The sequence below is a fragment of the Flavobacterium xizangense genome, assembly GCF_054075145.1.
Genome location: NZ_JBSIPG010000012.1, coordinates 58,385 through 79,639, shown reverse-complemented (window position 1 = coordinate 79,639; position 21,255 = coordinate 58,385). Strand labels below are relative to the sequence as shown.

At 33.2% G+C, this 21,255-nt stretch carries 20 protein-coding genes and 4 tRNA genes; 23 read left to right on the top strand and 1 reads right to left on the bottom strand.

Annotation, left to right across the window (positions count from 1 at the left end; translation table 11 throughout):
* Positions 1-466 precede the first annotated feature (466 nt).
* The 7 genes from ACWA1B_RS19605 to ACWA1B_RS19575 all read left to right on the top strand — a co-directional run bounded on the left by ACWA1B_RS19605 (position 467) and on the right by ACWA1B_RS19575 (position 10,905).
* Positions 467-3,571, top strand: coding sequence for a SusC/RagA family TonB-linked outer membrane protein (locus ACWA1B_RS19605; RefSeq protein WP_456909857.1), 3,105 nt, complete (start codon positions 467-469; stop codon positions 3,569-3,571).
* A gap of 9 nt (positions 3,572-3,580) precedes the next feature.
* Complete coding sequence (locus ACWA1B_RS19600; RefSeq protein WP_456909855.1) at positions 3,581-5,167, top strand: RagB/SusD family nutrient uptake outer membrane protein; 1,587 nt, start codon at positions 3,581-3,583, stop codon at positions 5,165-5,167.
* A gap of 180 nt (positions 5,168-5,347) precedes the next feature.
* Positions 5,348-7,315 carry a putative porin gene (locus ACWA1B_RS19595; RefSeq protein WP_456909853.1) on the top strand — a complete coding sequence of 656 codons (1,968 nt, stop codon included), beginning with the start codon at positions 5,348-5,350 and terminating at the stop codon, positions 7,313-7,315.
* A 44-nt stretch (positions 7,316-7,359) separates the two neighbouring features.
* Complete coding sequence (locus ACWA1B_RS19590; RefSeq protein ID WP_456909851.1) at positions 7,360-8,721, top strand: pyridoxal-phosphate dependent enzyme; 1,362 nt, start codon at positions 7,360-7,362, stop codon at positions 8,719-8,721.
* 84 nt (positions 8,722-8,805) lie between these two features.
* The gene (locus ACWA1B_RS19585; RefSeq protein WP_456909849.1) at positions 8,806-9,288 is read left to right on the top strand and encodes a 3'-5' exonuclease; all 483 of its coding nucleotides are present in this window, start codon (positions 8,806-8,808) and stop codon (positions 9,286-9,288) included.
* A gap of 75 nt (positions 9,289-9,363) precedes the next feature.
* Positions 9,364-10,635 carry a DUF2851 family protein gene (locus ACWA1B_RS19580; RefSeq protein WP_456909847.1) on the top strand — a complete coding sequence of 424 codons (1,272 nt, stop codon included), beginning with the start codon at positions 9,364-9,366 and terminating at the stop codon, positions 10,633-10,635.
* Between the two features lie 42 nt (positions 10,636-10,677).
* Positions 10,678-10,905: a PspC domain-containing protein gene (locus ACWA1B_RS19575; RefSeq protein WP_142450666.1), complete on the top strand. Its 228-nt coding sequence runs from the start codon at positions 10,678-10,680 to the stop codon at positions 10,903-10,905.
* Between the two features lie 76 nt (positions 10,906-10,981).
* On the opposite strand, the gene ACWA1B_RS19570 is transcribed toward ACWA1B_RS19575, so the two are convergent.
* Entirely contained in the window at positions 10,982-12,493 is a 1,512-nt protein-coding gene (locus ACWA1B_RS19570) for an APC family permease (protein WP_456909845.1), read from the bottom strand.
* A gap of 257 nt (positions 12,494-12,750) precedes the next feature.
* Here ACWA1B_RS19570 and ACWA1B_RS19565 point away from each other — a divergent pair, with 257 nt between their 5' ends.
* The 16 genes from ACWA1B_RS19565 (at position 12,751) to rplL (ending at position 21,221) form a co-directional block, all read left to right on the top strand.
* On the top strand, positions 12,751-13,641 hold the full coding sequence (locus ACWA1B_RS19565; protein ID WP_456909843.1) for a ComEA family DNA-binding protein: 891 nt from the start codon (positions 12,751-12,753) through the stop codon (positions 13,639-13,641).
* 13 nt (positions 13,642-13,654) lie between these two features.
* Positions 13,655-14,797, top strand: coding sequence for an acyl-CoA dehydrogenase family protein (locus ACWA1B_RS19560; protein WP_456909841.1), 1,143 nt, complete (start codon positions 13,655-13,657; stop codon positions 14,795-14,797).
* An 85-nt stretch (positions 14,798-14,882) separates the two neighbouring features.
* The gene (gene rpsU / locus ACWA1B_RS19555; protein WP_026730435.1) at positions 14,883-15,077 is read left to right on the top strand and encodes a 30S ribosomal protein S21; all 195 of its coding nucleotides are present in this window, start codon (positions 14,883-14,885) and stop codon (positions 15,075-15,077) included.
* 106 nt (positions 15,078-15,183) lie between these two features.
* On the top strand, positions 15,184-16,077 hold the full coding sequence (locus tag ACWA1B_RS19550; RefSeq protein WP_456909839.1) for a tyrosine-type recombinase/integrase: 894 nt from the start codon (positions 15,184-15,186) through the stop codon (positions 16,075-16,077).
* 35 nt (positions 16,078-16,112) lie between these two features.
* Positions 16,113-16,415: a ribosome hibernation-promoting factor, HPF/YfiA family gene (hpf, locus tag ACWA1B_RS19545; RefSeq protein WP_035652108.1), complete on the top strand. Its 303-nt coding sequence runs from the start codon at positions 16,113-16,115 to the stop codon at positions 16,413-16,415.
* Positions 16,416-16,506: 91 nt separating this feature from the next.
* Positions 16,507-16,580, top strand: a tRNA-Thr gene (locus ACWA1B_RS19540).
* 62 nt (positions 16,581-16,642) lie between these two features.
* A tRNA-Tyr gene (locus tag ACWA1B_RS19535) sits at positions 16,643-16,723 on the top strand.
* Positions 16,724-16,802: 79 nt separating this feature from the next.
* A tRNA-Thr gene (locus tag ACWA1B_RS19530) sits at positions 16,803-16,874 on the top strand.
* 55 nt (positions 16,875-16,929) lie between these two features.
* Positions 16,930-18,117 carry an elongation factor Tu gene (gene tuf / locus ACWA1B_RS19525; RefSeq protein ID WP_057123935.1) on the top strand — a complete coding sequence of 396 codons (1,188 nt, stop codon included), beginning with the start codon at positions 16,930-16,932 and terminating at the stop codon, positions 18,115-18,117.
* 60 nt (positions 18,118-18,177) lie between these two features.
* Positions 18,178-18,248, top strand: a tRNA-Trp gene (locus tag ACWA1B_RS19520).
* Positions 18,249-18,266: 18 nt separating this feature from the next.
* Entirely contained in the window at positions 18,267-18,464 is a 198-nt protein-coding gene (secE, locus tag ACWA1B_RS19515; protein ID WP_008466927.1) for a preprotein translocase subunit SecE, read from the top strand.
* A 10-nt stretch (positions 18,465-18,474) separates the two neighbouring features.
* Positions 18,475-19,026, top strand: a complete 552-nt coding sequence (gene nusG, locus ACWA1B_RS19510) for a transcription termination/antitermination protein NusG (protein WP_012024012.1) — start codon at positions 18,475-18,477, stop codon at positions 19,024-19,026.
* Positions 19,027-19,093: 67 nt separating this feature from the next.
* Positions 19,094-19,531: a 50S ribosomal protein L11 gene (gene rplK / locus ACWA1B_RS19505; RefSeq protein ID WP_008466923.1), complete on the top strand. Its 438-nt coding sequence runs from the start codon at positions 19,094-19,096 to the stop codon at positions 19,529-19,531.
* A 13-nt stretch (positions 19,532-19,544) separates the two neighbouring features.
* The gene (gene rplA / locus ACWA1B_RS19500) at positions 19,545-20,234 is read left to right on the top strand and encodes a 50S ribosomal protein L1 (RefSeq protein ID WP_012024013.1); all 690 of its coding nucleotides are present in this window, start codon (positions 19,545-19,547) and stop codon (positions 20,232-20,234) included.
* 22 nt (positions 20,235-20,256) lie between these two features.
* Positions 20,257-20,757, top strand: a complete 501-nt coding sequence (gene rplJ, locus ACWA1B_RS19495; protein WP_026730430.1) for a 50S ribosomal protein L10 — start codon at positions 20,257-20,259, stop codon at positions 20,755-20,757.
* 92 nt (positions 20,758-20,849) lie between these two features.
* Positions 20,850-21,221, top strand: a complete 372-nt coding sequence (rplL, locus tag ACWA1B_RS19490) for a 50S ribosomal protein L7/L12 (protein WP_026730429.1) — start codon at positions 20,850-20,852, stop codon at positions 21,219-21,221.
* Positions 21,222-21,255 lie beyond the last annotated feature (34 nt).

Here is a 21,255-nt window from a genome sequence, read left to right as displayed (position 1 = left end):
ATAAAGAATGTTATTTTTTGAGTTATTTTTAGAGATAATATTTGATTTTTTTTACACTTTCTCTTAATAATTTTGTTCAGAAGCACTTTTTTTTTGAATTTTTTTAGGGCAACTATTAAAAAAACTTATAAAAAATGGATGTTTTGCCATGTTTTGCTCTTGTTTTTGTCAAAAGTTTAAAAAAAACTATGGATTTAGAGAACTTAATAAAAGATATTGCTGTTTTTTATGAGTTTAACTATTTGATTTTCTTAAATGTTAAAATCTGTTAATATTTTTAACTCAAAATAATTATGTTTTTCGATATTTTTGAAGGAAAAATAGTATTTAAAGTTTGGAATAGTTATATTTTCTGGGATTGGATTACGCTTTTGTTAATAATCTTAAGGAAATTTAAGTACAAATAGTTTGTTATTTTAAGAAATAATTAAGATGTTTGTCGCATACTAATTCAAAATAAATTAAAATGAAATTAAAATTTAAATGGATTTTTACGCTCCTTGTAGCGTTATCTATGCAGTTTTCTTTTGCTCAGGAGAGAACTGTTACTGGAAAGGTATCTGATAAAACAGGTGTTATTCCAGGAGTAAATGTTCTTGTGAAAGGATCTAAAGCAAATACTCAGACTGATTTTGATGGAAGTTATTCTATCAAAGCAAAGACTGGTGATGTTTTAGTTTTTTCATATGTTGGTATGAACAACAAACAAGTTACTGTAGGAACTTCAAATACAGTAAATGTTGAGCTAGAATCTGAAGCACAATTAATGAATGAGGTTGTGGTAGTAGGTTACGGTGTTCAGAAAAGAAAAGAAGTTACAGGGTCTATTTCTAAAATTGCTGGAAAAGACATTGCTAACTTAGTAACTCCATCTTTCGAAGGCGTTTTAGCTGGTAGAGCAACTGGAGTTCAAGTTTTAACAAACACTGGACTTATTGGAGCTGCTCCAAAAATTAGAATTAGAGGTATTTCATCTATTTCAGGTGTTACTGAACCATTAATCGTAGTTGACGGTATTCCAATTTACTCTGGTGATATTGGAGGTGTTACCCCAACAAACGGTTTGGCAGATATTAATCCAGAAGATATCGAATCTTTTGATGTATTAAAAGATGGTGCTGCAACGGCTATTTATGGTTCTAGAGCTGCAAATGGTGTAATTTTGATTACTACTAAAAGTGGTAAAAAAGGTACTTTAAAAGTAAACTATTCAAGTGTTTTAGGTGTTGCTAGCGCTGCTAAAAAGTATAATTTGTTACAAACTCCAGATTTCATCACGATTTCTAATGAGAAAAGAGCAAATATGGGTGCAGGTCCATGGGCTGTAGGAAATACATACAATACTGACTGGCAATCTGCAGTTTTAAGAAATGCTCCGCAAATGACGCATAATCTTAACTTTAGTGGAGGTTCTGATAAAACTAAATACTATTTATCTCTTGGATATTCTGATTTAGATGGTATCAACTTAGCTAATGATATGCATAAATACTCTATCAGAGCTAACATTGACCAAGAAGTGAACAAATGGTTTAGCTTTGGTACAAATGTTAACTTGAATAGAACTGAGGTTAATGGTTTGAATAGTGCCGCAAGCAGTCTTTCTGGAAATATTTTCAATACAATCAGACAATTGCCAAATACACCAATTTATGATGCTCTTGACCCAACAGGTTATAACCTTTCAGCCGATAATTCAACTGTTGGACAATGGGATAACACTGCTGTTGCAGGTGATAACATTACGAATATTATTTATGTTCTTGATCATAATAAATATAAATCAACAACAACGAGAATTATTGCAAGTGCTTTCGCAAATGCAAAAATTACTTCTGACTTAAGTTTTAAATTACAAGTAAGTGGTGATAATGCTATCACAGATGGTTTCCAATATTGGAATCCAATTCACGGTGATGGTCGTGGATCAAAAGGATACCTATATCAAGATAATACAAATCTTTTAAGATGGAACTGGCAAAATATTTTGAACTATAAGCATACTTTTGCTGAAGATCATAATATTGGTCTTACAGGTGTTGCTGAATATCAAAAATCTAGATCTAAAGTTTTCTGGGGTTCAGGAAGTGATATTTTAAGTGATTTCTATGATGAAAACTTAGTAACTGGAACGTACACTACTAAAGATTCTGGTGGAGGTGTTACAGAAAAAGGAATTATTTCTTACTTAGGTCGTTTTACATATAACTACAAAGAGAAATACTACGTACAAGCATCTCTTAGACGTGACGGAATTTCACAGTTCCAAAAAGATGTAAGATTCCACAACTTCCCAGGAGTTTCTGCTGGTTGGACAGTTTCTAAAGAAAACTTCATGGAAGGAATTAGTAAAGTAGTTTCTGATTTCAAATTGAGAGGTTCTTACTCTGAGGTTGGTAATGTTGAAATTTTGAATGGAACTTCTTATCCTTCACAAGGACTTATGATTGGTTCTCCATATAACGTTAACAATGGTATTGGTTACTACCAATTCGGTAATGAGACTTTACAATGGGAAACAAGTGATAAAGTTGACTTTGGTGTTGATTTAGGATTCTTAGATAACCGTGTAACTTTAGCATTTGATTACTATAAAAATAATATCGATGGGTTAGTTTTACAAGCACCAGTTGCACCATCTTTAGGTGTTCCTAATAACTTTATCAACTCAAATATTGGTAAAATGTACAATGAAGGTTATGAGTTTGCTCTAACTTTTAAAGCAATCAATAATGCTAACTTTTCATGGGATCTTGCGTCAAACTTCACTTTAACTAAAAACGTAGTAACTGGTATTGTTGCTGGACAAGATATCATTGGTGGTTCATCTACAGATACAAATATTGCTCCAAACATTATCATTAGAGAAGGTGAGTCAATCAACTCTTTATATGGATACAGATACTGGGGTGTTAACAAAGCAAATGGTAACCCAGTATATTACAAAGCTGACGGAAGTTTAGTTCAAAGTGTATTGCCAGGAACTGGTTTAGCAGTTTTTGATCCTAACAACCCTACTGTAATTGGCGCTGCTGCACAATTAAGTAATGCTGATAAAGTAGTTTTAGGAAATACATTACCAACATATTACGGATCGGTTTCATCTAATATGAAATACAAAAATCTTGATTTCGGATTTATGTTCAGATTCAGTGGTGGTAATAAAATTTTCAACTCTACAAGAAGAGAGTTAATGAATACTAACTTTAATAACAATGGTACAGAAATTTTAGGAAGATGGCAAAGTATTGACAATCCTGGAGACGGATGGACACCAAAATTATATGCTGGTACAAACTCTTCTACTAACTTAACAGGTTCTGCAACTTCTCGTTTCGTTGAAAAAGGTGATTTTATTTCACTTGATAACATCAGTTTGGGTTATACATTGCCAAAATCGGTTATGGATAAAATCGGAGTTGATAATTTCAGACTTTTTGTTCAAGGACAAAATATCTGGTTGATTTCTGACTATAAAGGTATCAATCCTGAAATGGAAACATCTGGAGTAGACATTAATGGTACTCCACGTTCTAAAGTGATCTCAATGGGAATAAATGTAAGTTTATAATAAAAACATATGAAAAATTTAATTAAAACAATTATACTTTCTGTAGCTGTACTCGGGATGAGCTCATGTACAGAGGAAAAAATATTGGATTTAAAACCAGTAAACAATATTTTGGATGCCGATGCTTTTTCAACACCTGACTATATAAAAGCATATATGAATGGTGTTTATAATGCTGCTGCAATTGGACAATATAATGCTGTACCAACTAGCCCAAACGGAGGTAGAGGTTATGTTTGGGGAGCTGCATACGTTGAGCAAGGTGAAGCTAGAGGTGAAGATGTTATTAACATGGCTACTTTCTATGAGTTCACGTATAGAGCTACTTATGATGCAACAACAGCAAATAACGTTTACTACTGGGTTGATGGATATAGATTGATCAACAGATGTAATCTTATGATCGAAGGAACAACTGATGCAGTTGCTAAAGGGATTATTACAAAAGCTGTTGGTGATGATTATATTGGACAAGCTAAGTTTTTAAGAGCAATTACTCATTTTGAGTTATTAAACTATTTTGCTAGACCATACTTCTTTACTTCTGGAGCTACACATCCAGGTGTACCTTACAGAGAAGTTGGTGTGAATACAGCAGCAGAAGTTGCTTCTGAAGTTGCAAAACCTAGAAATACTGTTGCTGAATGTTATGCTAAAGTTTTGGCTGATTTAAATGATGCTGAAGCTTTAATTACTACGGGTAATGGCACTTCAGTTTCTGGAAGAGTTCTTGGAAAAGCTTCTAAATGGGCTGCAATTGCTTTTAAGACTAGAGTTTATTTACAAAAAAGAGACTGGGCAAATGTTATTGCTGAAGGTATTAAGTTAAATGGCGCCTTTGCACTTACTACAGATCCTTACGCTCCTTTCACTAACAGTACTTCTGTTGCACCTGCTAATACTGAATCTATTTTTACAATTCAGCATTCAGCTACTTCTAACCCTGGAGTAAATGCATCATTGCCTAGTATTTTAAGAAACAGAGCTTTAGTTTGTATTAGTCCAATTATTTGGAGAGATTCTCAGTGGTTAGCAGATGACAAACGTAGAGAAGATGGTAAATTTATCTATACTGCACCAACAACAGGTATTAAATATACTAACAAATATACTGATATTACTAACCAAACAGATGGTGCTCCAGTTATCAGATATGCTGAGGTAGTATTAAACATGGCTGAGGCTCAAGCTCGTTTGTCAAACTTACCAGCTGCTTTAACTTTGTTAAACTCAGTAAGAAACAGATCATTGGCAAATCCTGCAACTCAGGCTTATACTGCTGCTTCTTTTACTACAGATGCTACAATGGTTGCAGCTATTCTTAAAGAAAGAAGAATTGAGTTCTTACAAGAAGGACGTAGATGGTCTGATATCCATAGATTGCAAGGAGATCCAATTGCTGCTGTTGCAACTAATGGAATTCCTGCAAAAATGGCTAATGGTGCTCCAACTGCTGCTGCGTTTGTATTAGGAAACAGTTATGTTATCACTACTCCTATTGCTGCAATTCCTGGTACTGACTATAAATTCTTATGGCCATTACCACAAACAGAAATCAATACTAACCCAGGTTTAGGACAAAACCCAGGATGGTAAGAAAATAAATATTTTGATTTTTTTAAAACCCTCAATCATTTTTTGATTGAGGGTTTTTCTATTTTGAATATATTGTGATAAAAACTTCTCAATCATACTGATTTGTTTTTTTATACGTTTTTATCTTTTACCTTTGCTTGACTAATTTCGTCGAATATAATTTCAATATAAAGCTATCAAATGAGAATACTCTTTTTTCTATATCTAATAATAATGCCAGCCTTATTGTTTTCTCAAGAAAAAAACACTTCTAAAAATAATTTGGATATGAACACGAAATATTCAAGTATTACAGATACCTTAAAAAAGAAAAAATCTTTAATAGCTAAAATTGAGCAATACCAGATTATCACTTTAGAGCATGATACTACTTATGCTGATACATCTTTAACATTGAAAAGTGCGTATAGACAAAATTATCTCCGCAAGGATAATTTTGGTCTTTTAGAATTTTCGAATATTGGACAAACTTATAATACATTAAACTATGGTTTAACTAGTTTTTCTCCATATCCTGAAGTTGGTTTTTCAGGAAAACATTTTGATTATATGCAGGTTTCGGATATTAAATATTATTCTGCCGCAACGCCTTTTACAGAGCTGTTTTTTAACACGACTATTAATAAAGGTCAAAATGTTGACTCATTTATTACATTAAACACTTCTAAAAATCTGAATTTTTCAATTGCGTACAGAGGACTTCGTTCTGAAGGGAATTATATTAACCAATTAGTAAGTGTTGGTAATTTTAGATTTACAACTAGTTATGCCACCACGGATAAGCGATATATTTTGAACGCTCATGTAACATACCAGGATGTCACAAATGAAGAAAATGGAGGAATTACAACACCGGAGGATTTCGAAAGTAATGATCCTGATTTTAAAAACCGTCAACGTTTACAGGTATATTTAACAGATGCGGAATCTTTACTAAAAGGGCATCGTTTCTTTTTCGATCATGCATTCAGAATTAATTCTAAAGGTGGCGATAATAATTTATTTGTTACTCATCAATTCAATTATGAATATAAGTTCTTTGAATATAAACAGCCAACTGTTCTTTCTTCAGTGGGTACTACTCCAGTTCAACGTTTTGGTGAATCGTATGTGACAAGTAATATTAATGATCGTACTCGTTTTGAAAAACTGTATAATAAAGCTGGGCTTGCCTATGAAAATTCGCTTTTAGGAAAATTCTATTTCTTCATTGATGACTATAGATCTAATTATGAATATAACAGGATTATAGTAAAAGAGAACGGACATATTATTCCTGATAATTTATTTTTACAGATTAATAATGTGGGGGGGCAGTATGAGTATCAAAAAAATAAATGGAACGGACGTTTCTTGTATACACGATCAATTACAAATCAATCGCTTTCGGACTTAGATGCAAAATTGAGATACAATTTAAACAAAGATTTTCAATTTGATTTTAGATATCGCAACATAAATAAGCTGCCAAATAATAATTATAATTTATATCAAAGCAGTTATATACAATATAATTGGTCTAATAATTTTAAAAACGAAAAAATCAATCAGCTGGGAGCAAATGTTTTCACGCCTTGGTTGAACGCAGAAGTTCAATATTCAGTATTAAAAGACCATTTATATTTTGCTGATGTTTCTACACCTGCTCAAGTTTTGGCTCATACACAAATTATAAATCCAGCACAATACGGAAATGTAATTAATTATTTTTCTATCAAGGCTAATAAAGAATTTAAATTTGGACGATTTGGTTTTGATAATACACTTTTGTATCAAAAAGTAGATCAGTCTGAGTTAATTGTAAATGTGCCCGATTTTGTAACCAGAAATACACTGTATTATTCTAGTTATTTTTTCAAGAAGGCATTATTTATGCAAACAGGAATTGTATTTAATTATTTTACGAAATACTACGGAAATGATTATAATCCGGTTGTTGGCGAATTTTTTGTTCAAAATACAAAGGAGATCGGTAATTATGCTACTTTCGACTTTTTTGTGAATGCAAGAATTCGTCAAACTCGTTTTTACTTAAAAGCAGAACACTTTAATTCTTCTTTTTCTAATAACGATTACTATTCGGCGCCTAATAATCCATATCGCGATTTTGTAATCCGTTTTGGTTTGGTCTGGAACTGGTTCGAATAAAATTATGCCTTATTTTTTTAAACCAAATATTAAATTATAATAAAATGGACTTTTCAAATAATATTTTAGAAACAATAGGCAATACGCCGCTTGTAAAGCTCAACAAAATTGTTGCTGAAATTGATGCATTAGTGTTGGCAAAAGTCGAAACTTTTAATCCAGGAAATTCTGTAAAAGATAGAATGGCCGTTAAAATGATTGAAGACGCTGAAGCAGACGGCAGATTGAAACCTGGAGGGACAATTATTGAAGGAACTTCAGGAAATACTGGAATGGGATTGGCACTTGTTGCTATTGTAAAAGGTTATAAATTAATCTGTGTAATCTCAGACAAACAGTCTAAAGAAAAAATGGATATATTACGTGCCGTTGGTGCAAAAGTTGTGGTTTGTCCGACTGATGTCGAACCAACGGATCCACGTTCTTATTACTCGGTTTCAAAGCGTTTAGCTGAGGAAACTCCAAATTCCTGGTATGTGAATCAGTATGATAATATGTCTAATTCATTAGCTCATTACGAACAAACTGGACCAGAAATCTGGAAACAAACTGATGGAAAAATTACTCATTTCGTTGTAGGAGTTGGAACAGGAGGAACAATTTCTGGAGTTGGGAAATACTTAAAAGAGAAAAACCCGAACATTAAAATTTGGGGAATAGATACTTATGGTTCTGTTTTTAAGAAATATCATGAAACGGGTATTTTTGATGAAAATGAAATATATTCTTATATCACTGAAGGAATTGGAGAGGATATTTTACCAAAAAATGTTGATTTCTCTTTGATTGATGGTTTTACAAAAGTTACCGATAAAGATGCAGCAGTTTATACGAGAAAAATTGCTTTGGAAGAAGGGATTTTTGTTGGAAACTCAGCTGGAGCATGTATAAAAGGCTTACTTCAGTTAAAAGAACATTTTAAACCGGATGATGTTGTAGTGGTTTTATTTCATGATTCAGGAAGCCGTTATGTAGGTAAAATGTTCAACGACGACTGGATGCGCGAGCGTGGCTTTTTAGAGGAAAACATTACTAAGGCTGAAGATGTTATCAAAGATCATATTGATAAAGAATTAATTGTGGTTAGAACTGAGGAACTAGTTTCGCATGCGATTGACCGTATGCGAAAGTATAAAATCTCTCAAATTCCAGTTGTAGATATTAACGGTTTTGTTGGATCTGTTGACGAAACTGACCTATTTAGAAGTTATGTAGCTGATAAAAATGTAGCTGAAAAACCAATTAAAGAAGTAATGGGAAAACCTTTTCCGATTGTGAAATTAGGTACTCCTATTGAAGAAGTATCTAAACTTTTTACAAAAGAAAATGATGCAGTTTTAGTTGATTTAGGAAACGGTGCACATCATATTATTACTAAATATGATATTATTGGTTCAATAAAATAGAACGCATAAAATAGAATTTATCCATAAATCTGATTGATATGAAACGATCGGATTTATGGATTTTCCTTTTAAAATTATTAGAAAATGAATTTTACTGCAATTGATTTTGAAACTGCGACAAGTTTTCATCCCTGCTCAGTCGGAATCGTGACAGTGCAAAATGGTGTAATAGTCGACGAGTTTGTTACTTTAATAAAACCGCCAAACAATATATATAATCCATTTACAATTCAGGTTCATGGAATTTATCCTCGCGACACCGCTAATGCAAAATCATTTGTTCAGGTTTATCCGGAAATTGAAAAAAGATTAAAGAATAGAGTGGTGGTAGCTCACAATGAAAGTTTTGATCGAAATGTATTAATTAAGTCTATGTTGGTAAATGGCTTAAACTACGAGGATTTGAATATTGCATCAAAATGGGAGTGCACAGTAAAAATTTACAAAGCGAAAGGTATAAAACCTACAAAGCTTAGTGATTGTTGTCGTGAAATGAATATTAAATTAAATCATCACGAAGCATTGTCAGATGCTAGAGCATGCGCAAAACTATATATGTTACGTTAAAACTATAATTTTGTAGGAATAATATTAATTTATTTTTTATTTTTAGATTTTGTAAATTTATTATAGTATCTAAAAATGAAAGAAGATTTTCTTCATTATCTCTGGAAATTCAAGAAGTTCAGTACCCTGAATTTAAAAACTGCCCAAAACGAACAACTTGTCATTTTTAGAACAGGGGATTATTTAGGACTTTCTGGTCCGGATTTTTTTAATGCTCAAATTAAAATTGATCAACAAAAATGGGCTGGAAATGTCGAAATCCATCTAAAATCATCAGATTGGTATTTGCATCATCATGAAAAAGACACTGCTTATGAGAATGTAATTCTGCATGTTGTCTGGGAACATGACACTGAAATTTTCAGAGAAAATAATGCCGAAATTCCTGTTTTGATTCTAAAAGATTATGTTTCGAAAGAAATAATCGAAAATTATAATGCCCTTGTTTCTGAGAAAAGTTGGATCTTTTGTGAAAGACAATTAGCTGAAATAGACAATTTCGTTTTTAAAAATTGGCAGGAAAGACTTTTTTTTGAAAGATTAGAGCGTAAATCGGAGTTTATTTTTCAATTATTAGAAGAGACAAATCAAGATTGGGAAGCTGTTTTGTTTTGCATGTTGGCCCGAAATTTTGGATTAAACACAAATGGTAATTCTTTTTTTCAAATGTCACAGTCAATTCCTTTTTCTATTTTTAGAAAAGAAAGTTTTGAGATAGAAAATATTGAAGCCTTGCTTTTCGGATTTTGTGGTTTGTTAGATACTGAAAAAGAAGATGTTTATTTTAAAGATTTAAAGTTCCGATATTTTTTTCTGCTTCATAAATACAATTTAGATAGAGCTTATGTAGATCCTGTTCAGTTTTTTAAGCATCGACCAGATAATTTTCCTACAATCAGACTTTCTCAGTTGGCAAGTCTTTATCATAATTATCAAAACTTATTTTCAAAAGTAATTGATTTAAAGTCGGTAAAAGATGTCTATAAACTGTTTAGTATTTCTGCAAGCCCATATTGGCAGAATCATTACCAGTTTGATAAAGAAAGTCCAAAGAAATCCAAAGCATTGTCAAAGTCATTTTTAGATTTATTAATTATCAATACAATAATCCCAATCCAATTTACCTATTCAAATATAATGGGATTAACAATTGTCGAGAATTTAATAGATTTTATGAATGACGTTTCGTCTGAAAAAAATGCAATTATAGAAAAGTTTGCATCTTTTGGTGTGAAATCAAAAAATGCATTTGAAAGCCAGACTTTATTGGAACTTAAAAATGAATATTGCAATCATAAGGCTTGCTTAAAATGTGCGATAGGATTAGAATTGCTTAAAAATGATTAGATAATTTGTACTTTTGTGAAAATTAAAATCTAAAACTAAAAGATGTCCGCAATTTTAAGACTTAAATTCTTTTTTGAAAAGTACGGTTTTCATGTCTCGTCAAGATTGGCAGATAAACTTGGAATGCGAGTAACCAATGTTAGATTGTTCTTTATCTATATTTCTTTTGTTACTGCCGGTTTAGGATTTGGTGTTTATTTGACTCTTGCTTTTTGGATCAGACTGAAAGATTTAATTCGCTCAAAACGAACATCGGTATTTGATTTATAAAGTTTACTATACAATTTTCAACATAAAAAAACCTGTTCATAATTGAACAGGTTTTTTATTTTTTCAAAAGTTTAGATTAAATCTCTTCAACTTCACTTTCAAGATTATTAAGTTTTGCTCTTTTTTTACTGTAAACAAAGTAAACTATAATACCTAGAGTTCCCCAGCATAAAAAGGCAATCCATGTCTCATGTCTTACTTGAGTCATTAAAAACAAGTTAAAAGATACTCCCAATGTTCCTACCAAATATACAGCCGGAGTTTTATAATGTCTTTCTAATTCAGGTTTTTTGTATCTTAAGATCATTACAGCCACACAAACCATTCCGAAAGCCAATAATGTTCCCATACTACACATTTCACTTACTTTTTCAATTGGTGTAAGTGCTGCAACGATTGAAATAATTGTTCCAACTAAGAAAGTACTTTTGTATGGTGTCTTGAAAGTTGTGTGTAGTTTACTGAAGAATGGAGGCAGTAAACCATCTTTAGACATACCTAAGAAGATACGAGTTTGTCCTAACATCATCACGAGCATTACAGAAGTCAAACCTGCAGTTGCTGCAATTGTGATAATAAATACTGCCCATGTTAATCCGTTTTCGCTAAACGCAGAAGCTACAGGCGCAGCTTTATCTAATTGATCGTAATGTACCATTCCAGTTAATACTAATGATACAAGAATATAAAGAATTGTGCAAATTACTAATGAAGCAATAATAGCAAAAGGAACATCTTTCTTAGGGTTAATTGCTTCACCAGCCTGAGTTGAAACCGCGTCAAAACCGATATAAGCAAAAAATACAATTGTTGCTGCAGTTAAAACACCTCCAAACCCGAAATTCATTTTTCCGGTAGCATTTCCAAGAGAATCTAAAGCAGGAACTTCTGTAGGAATAAATGGATGCCAGTTTTCTACATTAATGTAAAAAGCTCCACAGATAATTACAAAAAGCACTACTGCAATTTTAACAATTACAATGATGTTGTTTGTGCTAGCAGCTTCTTTAATTCCTTTTATAAGAATAGCTGTAACGATCCATGTAATTACAAACGCAGGTAAATTAAATGCAAACGTAGGTATATCAATTAAATCCTGAGGGAAGGCTTTATTATGTTCGATGATTTTTTCTGTTGCAGTAGCAAGATCATTGCAGAGCCAAATAGGAAATTCTATTCCAAATAAATGTATCAGTTTTACGAAATAACCGCTCCAGGCGACGGCAACGGTTGTGGCTCCCATCATATATTCAAGAATTAAATTCCATCCGATGAACCACGCAAAAATTTCACCTATCGTTCCGTATGCATATGCATATGCCGATCCTTCAACAGGCAATACCGAAGCAAATTCAGCATAACAAAGTGAAGCAAATAAACAGCCTATACCAGCAATAACAAACGATAGAGCCAAAGCTGGGCCAGCATAATCATGAGCAGCGATGCCCGTTAAGGTGAAAATTCCTCCACCAATGATTGCCCCAATTCCCAATGAGGTCAATCCCCATCTCGTAAGAACTCTTTTTAAATCACTTTTTTTCATATCGGCTTCAAAAGCAGATATAGGTTTAACTCTCCAAATTGACATATGATTATATTGGTTTATTGTTATTAAGTGCCAAATGTATTGTTTTTTGTAAAAAATAAAAACAATTATAGAGTTTTAAGTTATAAAATGTTTAAAATATTCATAAATGTCATGTAAAATAAGCTTAAAGCCTTGGATTTGTCAATCTTTTTAGGTTAAAATTTTAGAAAATACATTTCAGTGTAGAAATAAAAATTTAGTAAAATTCTTAATAAATTGATATTTTTGGATTCTTTTTAATATTAGCAACTAGAATTATGAAAAATTATAAGCCGTTTATATCCTATTTCAAATTTACAAATCAGCAACGTACAGGCATAGTTGGACTTTTTGTTATTATAATTGTATTAGAGGTTTTATATTTTACTTTAGATTTTAATATGACCGAAAAATCTTTTCCTGAAAAAGACCAATGGATGTCACTGCAATCTGAAATTGATTCTCTAAAGATGGTTAAAAATGAGAAAAAGCCAATGCAGTATTCTTTTAATCCAAATTTTATTTCAGATTATAAAGGTTATAAACTTGGAATGTCAGTTTCGGAAATTGATAGATTATTGGCATTTCGAAAAGAAAATAGATATGTAAACTCTGCCGAAGAATTTCAAAACGTAACAAAAATTTCAGATTCTTTGCTAAGAGTAATTTCTCCTTTTTTCAAGTTTCCAGATTGGACACGTAGTAAACCAAATTTTAAAAATGAAAAGAAAGAGTATGCTCAAAAGACAGAATTCAAAAAAGAAAAAATTATTGTTTTGGATATAAATCAGGCATCTCAAGAAGATTTGATGAAAATTTATGGTATTGGAGAAGCTTTATCGGCTAGGATTCTTAAGCAAAAAGAAATTTTAGGATGTTTTGTTTCGATGGAACAAATGAATGATGTCTGGGGATTATCGCCTGAAGTAATTGATGAGCTGAGCTCTCATTTTAAAGTTGTAATTCCGGGCAATTTGAAGAAAATAGCTATTAATGACGCATCCTTAAAAGAATTATTGCAGTTTCCATATTTTAAATATGCTTTGGCAAAGCAGATTATAACTTATCGAAGTATGAATGGAAATTTCAATAATATTGAGGATTTGATAAAAATTAAAGGTTTTCCTGTTGAAAAAGCAAAAATAATTAGTTTATATTTGGAGTTCTAAAAAAAGCCAACAAATGAATTTTGATTATAATGAAATGCAGTCAATGATTGCTCAGTCTATTAAAGAATTTGCAGAGAAAAACATTAGACCTAATATTATGGAGTGGGACGAAGCTCAAATTTTTCCTGTAGCGCTCTTTAAACAATTAGGAGAAATGGGTTTTATGGGAGTTTTAGTGCCAGAAGAATACGGAGGTTCAGGATTAGGGTATCATGAATATATTACAATTATTGAAGAAATTTCAAAGGTTGATCCTTCAATAGGATTGTCTCTTGCGGCTCATAATTCATTATGTACAAATCATATTTTGACTTTTGGAAATGAGGAGCAAAAGAAAAAATGGCTCCCTAAATTAGCTACGGCAGAATATATAGGCGCTTGGGGATTAACGGAACATAATACCGGTTCTGATGCAGGCGGTATGAATACGACCGCAGTAAAGGATGGGGATTTCTGGATTGTAAACGGAGCTAAGAATTTTATAACTCATGCTATTTCTGGAGATATTGCGGTAGTTGTGGTTAGAACTGGTGAAAAAGGTGATTCGAAAGGAATGACAGCTTTTGTTTTTGAAAAAGGAATGGCAGGATTTTCATCAGGAAAAAAAGAGAATAAATTAGGAATGCGTGCTAGTGAAACGGCAGAATTGGTTTTTGATAATTGTCGAGTTCCTGATGCAAACAGGTTAGGAGAAGTTGGGCAGGGATTTGTTCAGGCAATGAAAATATTAGACGGAGGCAGAATTTCTATAGGAGCTTTGTCGCTCGGTATTGCAAAAGGAGCATACAATGCAGCTTTAAAATATTCGAAAGAGAGACATCAATTTGGGCAGCCAATTAGTAATTTTCAAGGAATATCATTTAAATTAGCAGACATGGCAACTGAAATTGAAGCTTCAGAATTGCTGCTTCACAAGGCTGCTTACTTAAAGGAACAGCATAAGCCAGTAACGACATTAGGTGCGATGGCAAAAATGTACGCCTCTGAAGCTTGTGTGAAAATCGCGAATGAAGCAGTTCAGATTCATGGCGGATACGGATATACTAAGGATTTTCCAGTAGAGAAGTTTTATAGAGATTCGAAATTATGTACAATAGGAGAAGGAACTACTGAAATTCAAAAATTAGTAATCTCCAGAAATTTGCTTAAAGAATAAAGAAAAAAATAATTCAAAATTTATGATTGATAATTCATAATTAATTTTTACCTTTGCAGCCTTAACGAGAGGAGGTGTCTATATTATGTTAATTATACCAATTAAAGACGGAGAAAATATCGATAGAGCATTAAAGCGCTATAAAAGAAAATTTGATAAAACAGGAACTGTTCGTCAATTAAGAGCACGTACTGCTTTTATTAAGCCTTCTGTTATCAAAAGAGCACAAATTCAAAAAGCTGCTTACATCCAAGGCTTGAAAGATAGCTTAGAGAGTTAGTATTACGCTTTTTAAAAATAATTACCGTTAGTTGTCGAGATTTTGACACTGACGGTTTTTTTATGCTTAATTTTGAGTTTAAGTGTGAATGAATAAATTGGTTGTAATGAAGTCAAATAAAGATGCTTTTCGGGATTATCTTCAGTTGGAGAAAAAATATTCTCTACATACTGTAAATGCTTATCTGAATGATATTTCGCTTTTTGAGGAATTTAACAAACTTCATTTTGATCAAGATGGAATTGAAAATTCGAATTACGGTCAAATCAGGAGTTGGATTGTTTCTTTGGTTGATGATGGTGTTGCAAATGTTTCGGTTAATAGAAAAATGGCTTCATTGAAGTCGTTTTATAAATTTCTTTTGAAATCGAAGCAAATAGAGGTAAATCCAATGTTAAAGCACAAGGCTTTGAAAACGCCGAAAAATGTTCAGATACCATTTTCTGAAAAAGAATTGGGAGATTTGATTCAGAGTATAGAGGCTCCCGTTGGTTTTGAAGAGGTAAGAGATAAGTTGATTGTCGATTTGTTTTATACAACCGGAATGCGAAGAGCAGAGCTTATACATTTGATGTTGTATAATGTTGATTTGTCTTCAAATGTAATTAAGGTTTTGGGTAAAAGAAATAAAGAGCGAATTATTCCGGTTTTGCCTATTGTTGCTGATGAATTAAAGGTGTATTTAAGTGAGCGTTCTTTGGTTGAGAATATTCAAGATGGGGATTATTTTTTTATTTCAAAAAAAGGATTAAAATTGAGTGAATCTTTTGTGTATCGATTAATAAATTCTTACTTTAGTGGAGTCTCTGAAAAGGTGAAAAAAAGTCCGCATGTGCTACGGCATACTTTTGCAACTCACTTATTGAATAATGGAGCAGATTTGAATTCAGTTAAGGAATTATTAGGGCATTCGAGTTTGGCGTCAACGCAAGTGTATACACATAGTAGTTTGGCGGAACTCAAAAAGACATATAATGATGCGCATCCTCGAAATAAATAATGATTTCTGAAATGTTTAACCCTAAAATTAGTATTATGAAGGTAGATGTTCATGCAGTTAACTTTACTGTTGACCGAAAATTGGTGGATTTTATTCAGGAAAGAATGGATAAGTTAGAAAAATATTACGACCGAGTAGTGTCGTCAGACGTTTTTTTAAAAGTGGAGAGAACAAGTGATAAGGAAAACAAGGCAGTAGAGATAAAGATTAATGTTCCGGGAGATGATTTTTTGGTAAAAAAACAATGCAAGACATTTGAAGAGGCAGTTGAGCTTTCGGCAGAATCGTTAGAACGTTTATTGGTGAAAAGGAAAGAAAAAATAAGAGCGCATATATAATTGAAATTTTTTTTTAAAAAATGTTTTGATTCAAAGATAAAATAGTTACATTTGCAGTCCGTTAGAAATAGCGGACTTTTTTAATGCATTCGCCGATGTAGCTCAGCTGGCTAGAGCAGCTGATTTGTAATCAGCAGGTCGTGGGTTCGAGTCCCTCTATCGGCTCAAAAATATTTCAAATGCGATTTGAAATTTAGTTCTTTTACGTTATTGAATTGTAAAAATTAGGGGAGATACTCAAGCGGCCAACGAGGGCAGACTGTAAATCTGCTGTGTGAACTTCGCAGGTTCGAATCCTGCTCTCCCCACATAAAAGTGAATTTTGGAATGCTTTTTTAAGTTATAAAGCTTGAAATAAGGCAAATCTTAAATTCAGATTAAGGCTCTGCCGGTGTAGCTCAGGGGTAGAGTGCTTCCTTGGTAAGGAAGAGGTCTCGGGTTCAAATCCCGACATTGGCTCAAGTAAGTAGGAAATTGAAAATTAATATATAACTAAGATTAAAAATTAAGTAAAATGGCAAAGGAGAATTTTAATCGTTCCAAACCGCACTTAAACATAGGTACAATTGGACACGTGGATCACGGAAAAACTACATTAACTGCAGCAATTACAAAAGTATTATCTGATGCTGGTTACTGTCAAGCAAAATCGTTTGATCAAATCGATAACGCTCCAGAGGAGAAAGAAAGAGGTATTACTATTAATACATCGCACGTAGAGTATGAAACAGCTAACCGTCACTATGCTCACGTTGACTGTCCAGGTCACGCGGATTACGTAAAGAACATGGTTACTGGTGCTGCTCAAATGGATGGAGCTATCTTAGTAGTAGCTGCTACAGATGGTCCAATGCCACAAACTCGTGAGCACATCCTTTTAGGACGTCAGGTAGGTATTCCAAGAATCGTTGTTTTCATGAACAAAGTGGATATGGTTGATGATGCTGAGTTATTAGAGCTTGTTGAAATGGAAATTAGAGATTTATTATCTTTCTACGAATATGATGGAGATAATGGTCCTGTAGTTCAAGGTTCTGCTTTAGGAGGATTGAATAATGATCCTGCTTGGGTTCCTAAAATTATTGAATTAATGGAAGCTGTTGATGCTTGGATCGAAGAGCCAGTGCGTGACGTAGCTAAGCCATTCTTGATGCCAGTTGAGGACGTATTTACAATTACAGGTCGTGGAACTGTTGCTACAGGTCGTATCGAAACTGGAGTTGCTAACACTGGAGATCCTGTTGAAATCATTGGTATGGGAGCTGAAAAATTAACTTCTACTATTACAGGAGTTGAGATGTTCCGTAAAATCCTTGACAGAGGTGAAGCTGGAGATAACGTAGGTTTATTGTTAAGAGGTATTGATAAAGCTGATATCAAAAGAGGTATGGTTATTATTAAGCCAGGTTCAGTAAAACCACACGCTAAATTCAAAGCTGAGGTTTATATCTTGAAAAAAGAAGAAGGTGGACGTCACACTCCATTCCATAATAACTACCGTCCACAGTTCTACGTACGTACAACTGACGTAACAGGGGTTATTTCTTTACCAGCAGGTGTAGAGATGGTAATGCCAGGTGATAACTTAACTATTGAAGTTGCTTTATTAAGCCCAATCGCTATGAACGTAGGTTTACGTTTCGCTATCCGTGAAGGTGGTAGAACAGTTGGTGCTGGTCAGGTTACTGAAATCGTAGAGTAATTCTATAAATAAATAAAAGCCAGTTGATATTTCGGTATAGAAAATCAACTGGCTTTAATTACGGGCGTAGTTCAAGGGTAGAATAGCGGTCTCCAAAACCGTTGATGGGGGTTCGAATCCCTCCGCCCGTGCAATAAAAAATATATCAAATGACAAAAGTTACTAATTATTTATCAGAGGCTTTCGAGGAGTTAAAGTCAAATGTTACTTGGCCAGCATGGGCTGAGGTTCAAAAATTGACAATTGTTGTGGCTGTATTTTCGATTCTTTTCGCTTTGGCAACATGGGGAGTAGACGAATTTTTTGCAAAAGCTTTGGCTGGATTTTTTAACTGGTTAAAAGGATAATTTTTTTGTGATGGCAGATAATAATGTGAAAAAATGGTATGTAGTTAGAGCTGTAAGCGGTCAAGAGAATAAGGTTAAAGCTTACATTGAAACTGAGATTGCCAGACTAGGGATGGAGGATTATGTTTCCCAAGTTTTAGTTCCTACTGAAAAAGTGGTTACTGTAAAAGAAGGGAAAAAAATGTCTAAGGATAAAGTTTATTTCCCTGGATATGTTATGATTGAAGCTAACTTAGTTGGTGAGATACCTCATATTATTAAGTCTATTACAAGTGTAATTGGTTTTTTAGGAGAGATCAAAGGTGGGGAACCTGTTCCTTTGAGGTTATCTGAAGTAAATCGTATGTTAGGAAAAGTCGATGAGTTAGCAGTTAATACTGATACTCGTTCAATTCCTTTCAGTCTAGGTGAAACTGTAAAAGTGATCGATGGTCCTTTTAACGGATTTAATGGTACGGTTGAAAAAATCAATGAAGAAAAGCGTAAACTTGAAGTTATGGTTAAGATTTTCGGTAGAAAAACACCATTAGAATTAAGTTTTATGCAAGTAGAAAAAGTATAATTTTTTGTTACACTATAATAAACCATTGTAATCGCTTCCATTGATTGCAGTGTTAAATTTTTTAAAAATGGCTAAAGAAATTAGTAAGGTAGTTAAACTACAAGTTAAGGGAGGTGCTGCGAATCCGTCGCCACCGGTTGGACCTGCTTTAGGAGCTGCTGGGGTTAATATCATGGAGTTTTGTAAGCAATTTAATGCTAGAACTCAGGATAAACCTGGCAAAATTTGTCCAGTGCAAATCACTGTGTACAAAGACAAATCATTTGATTTTGTTGTTAAGACTCCTCCAGCAGCAGTTCAGTTAATGGAAGCTGCAAAGCTAAAATCTGGTTCTGGTGAGCCTAATCGTAAAAAAGTAGCTAGCGTTACTTGGGAACAAATTAGAACTATTGCTGAAGACAAAATGCCGGACTTAAATGCTTTTACAATTGAAAAAGCTATGAGTATGGTTGCTGGAACAGCTAGATCTATGGGTATAACTGTATCAGGAGATGCTCCTTTTTAATTAAGAAAAAGACATGGCAAAATTAACAAAAAAGCAAAAAGAGGCTGCTTCAAAAATTGAAAAGAACAAATTATACTCTCTAAAAGATGCTGCGGCATTATTGAAAGTTGTTGCTTCTGCAAAATTTGATGAGTCTGTTGATATCGCAGTTCGTTTAGGAGTAGATCCTAGAAAAGCGAATCAAATGGTAAGAGGTGTGGTAACTTTACCTCACGGAACAGGAAAAGATGTTAAAGTATTAGCATTGGTTACTCCAGATAAAGAAGCTGAAGCAAGAGAGGCTGGAGCAGATCACGTTGGTCTTGACGATTACCTTCAAAAAATTAAAGATGGTTGGACAGATGTTGATGTTATCATCACAATGCCAGCTGTAATGGGTAAATTAGGTCCATTAGGTCGTATTTTAGGACCTAGAGGATTAATGCCAAACCCTAAAACAGGTACTGTAACTATGGATGTTGCAAAAGCTGTTCAAGAGGTTAAAGCTGGTAAAATTGACTTTAAAGTTGATAAAACTGGTATCGTTCACGCAGGAATTGGTAAAGTTTCTTTTGGAGCTGAGCAAATTGTTGACAACGCACACGAAATTATTCAAACATTAATAAAACTTAAACCAACTGCTGCTAAAGGTACATACATTAAAGGTATTCACCTTACAAGCACTATGAGTCCTGCTATTGCATTAGACCCAAAGGCAGTATAATTGGTAGTTAAAAATTTTTAGTATGACTAGAGAAGAAAAATCAATCGCGATTGAAAATTTAACTGCGCAGTTAGCTGGTACAAATATCATTTATGTATCTGATATTTCTGGTTTAAACGCAGAGACAACTTCAAACTTACGTAGAGCTTGTTTTAAAGCTGGTATCAAATTAGAAGTAGTAAAGAATACTTTGCTTGCAAAAGCAATGGAAGCTTCTACTAATGATTATGGTGATTTACCAACAGTTTTAACTGGTAACAGTGCTATCTTTATTTCTGATGTTGCAAATGCACCTGGAAAAATTATCAAAGATTTCCGTAAGAAATCTGATAAACCAGTTTTAAAAGGAGCTTACATCAACTCTGAAGTATATATTGGAGATAATCAATTAGATGCATTAGCTACAATTAAATCTAAAGAAGAGCTTATTGGAGAAATCATTGGATTATTACAATCTCCAGCTCAAAGAATTATTTCTGCTTTACAAAACAAATTCGCAGGAAGCGAAGAAGGAGCAGAGTAATTTTAAATGTAGGGAAGTTTACTTCCTTACTGCTTAATTAGCGCACAATAATTAAATTATATTTTTACAAATCATTTTAAACGATAGAAAAAATGGCAGATTTGAAACAATTCGCAGAACAATTAGTTAACTTAACAGTTAAAGAAGTTAACGAATTAGCAACAATATTAAAAGACGAGTATGGTATCGAGCCTGCTGCTGCAGCTGTAGTAGTTGCTGCTGGTGGTGGAGAAGGTGCTGCTGAAGAAGCACAAACTGAATTTACAGTTGTATTAAAAGAGGCTGGTGCTTCTAAATTAGCAGTTGTTAAATTAGTAAAAGAACTTACAGGTTTAGGTCTTAAAGAAGCTAAAGATGTAGTTGACGGAGCTCCAAGTAACGTTAAAGAAGGTGTTTCTAAAGAAGAGGCTGAAGGTCTTAAAAAAGCATTAGAAGAAGCTGGAGCTGTAGTTGAATTAAAATAATTCAACTCGGTTTTAAGAACTAGGTTTAGGTCCT

Coding starts and splice junctions, on each gene's coding strand:
- ACWA1B_RS19605 (WP_456909857.1), top strand. CDS start 467: ATGAAATTAAAATTTAAATGGATTTTTACGCTCCTTGTAGCGTTATCT.
- ACWA1B_RS19600 (WP_456909855.1), top strand. CDS start 3,581: ATGAAAAATTTAATTAAAACAATTATACTTTCTGTAGCTGTACTCGGG.
- ACWA1B_RS19595 (WP_456909853.1), top strand. CDS start 5,348: ATGAGAATACTCTTTTTTCTATATCTAATAATAATGCCAGCCTTATTG.
- ACWA1B_RS19590 (WP_456909851.1), top strand. CDS start 7,360: ATGGACTTTTCAAATAATATTTTAGAAACAATAGGCAATACGCCGCTT.
- ACWA1B_RS19585 (WP_456909849.1), top strand. CDS start 8,806: ATGAATTTTACTGCAATTGATTTTGAAACTGCGACAAGTTTTCATCCC.
- ACWA1B_RS19580 (WP_456909847.1), top strand. CDS start 9,364: ATGAAAGAAGATTTTCTTCATTATCTCTGGAAATTCAAGAAGTTCAGT.
- ACWA1B_RS19575 (WP_142450666.1), top strand. CDS start 10,678: ATGTCCGCAATTTTAAGACTTAAATTCTTTTTTGAAAAGTACGGTTTT.
- ACWA1B_RS19570 (WP_456909845.1), bottom strand. CDS start 12,493: ATGTCAATTTGGAGAGTTAAACCTATATCTGCTTTTGAAGCCGATATG.
- ACWA1B_RS19565 (WP_456909843.1), top strand. CDS start 12,751: ATGAAAAATTATAAGCCGTTTATATCCTATTTCAAATTTACAAATCAG.
- ACWA1B_RS19560 (WP_456909841.1), top strand. CDS start 13,655: ATGAATTTTGATTATAATGAAATGCAGTCAATGATTGCTCAGTCTATT.
- rpsU (WP_026730435.1), top strand. CDS start 14,883: ATGTTAATTATACCAATTAAAGACGGAGAAAATATCGATAGAGCATTA.
- ACWA1B_RS19550 (WP_456909839.1), top strand. CDS start 15,184: ATGAAGTCAAATAAAGATGCTTTTCGGGATTATCTTCAGTTGGAGAAA.
- hpf (WP_035652108.1), top strand. CDS start 16,113: ATGAAGGTAGATGTTCATGCAGTTAACTTTACTGTTGACCGAAAATTG.
- tuf (WP_057123935.1), top strand. CDS start 16,930: ATGGCAAAGGAGAATTTTAATCGTTCCAAACCGCACTTAAACATAGGT.
- secE (WP_008466927.1), top strand. CDS start 18,267: ATGACAAAAGTTACTAATTATTTATCAGAGGCTTTCGAGGAGTTAAAG.
- nusG (WP_012024012.1), top strand. CDS start 18,475: ATGGCAGATAATAATGTGAAAAAATGGTATGTAGTTAGAGCTGTAAGC.
- rplK (WP_008466923.1), top strand. CDS start 19,094: ATGGCTAAAGAAATTAGTAAGGTAGTTAAACTACAAGTTAAGGGAGGT.
- rplA (WP_012024013.1), top strand. CDS start 19,545: ATGGCAAAATTAACAAAAAAGCAAAAAGAGGCTGCTTCAAAAATTGAA.
- rplJ (WP_026730430.1), top strand. CDS start 20,257: ATGACTAGAGAAGAAAAATCAATCGCGATTGAAAATTTAACTGCGCAG.
- rplL (WP_026730429.1), top strand. CDS start 20,850: ATGGCAGATTTGAAACAATTCGCAGAACAATTAGTTAACTTAACAGTT.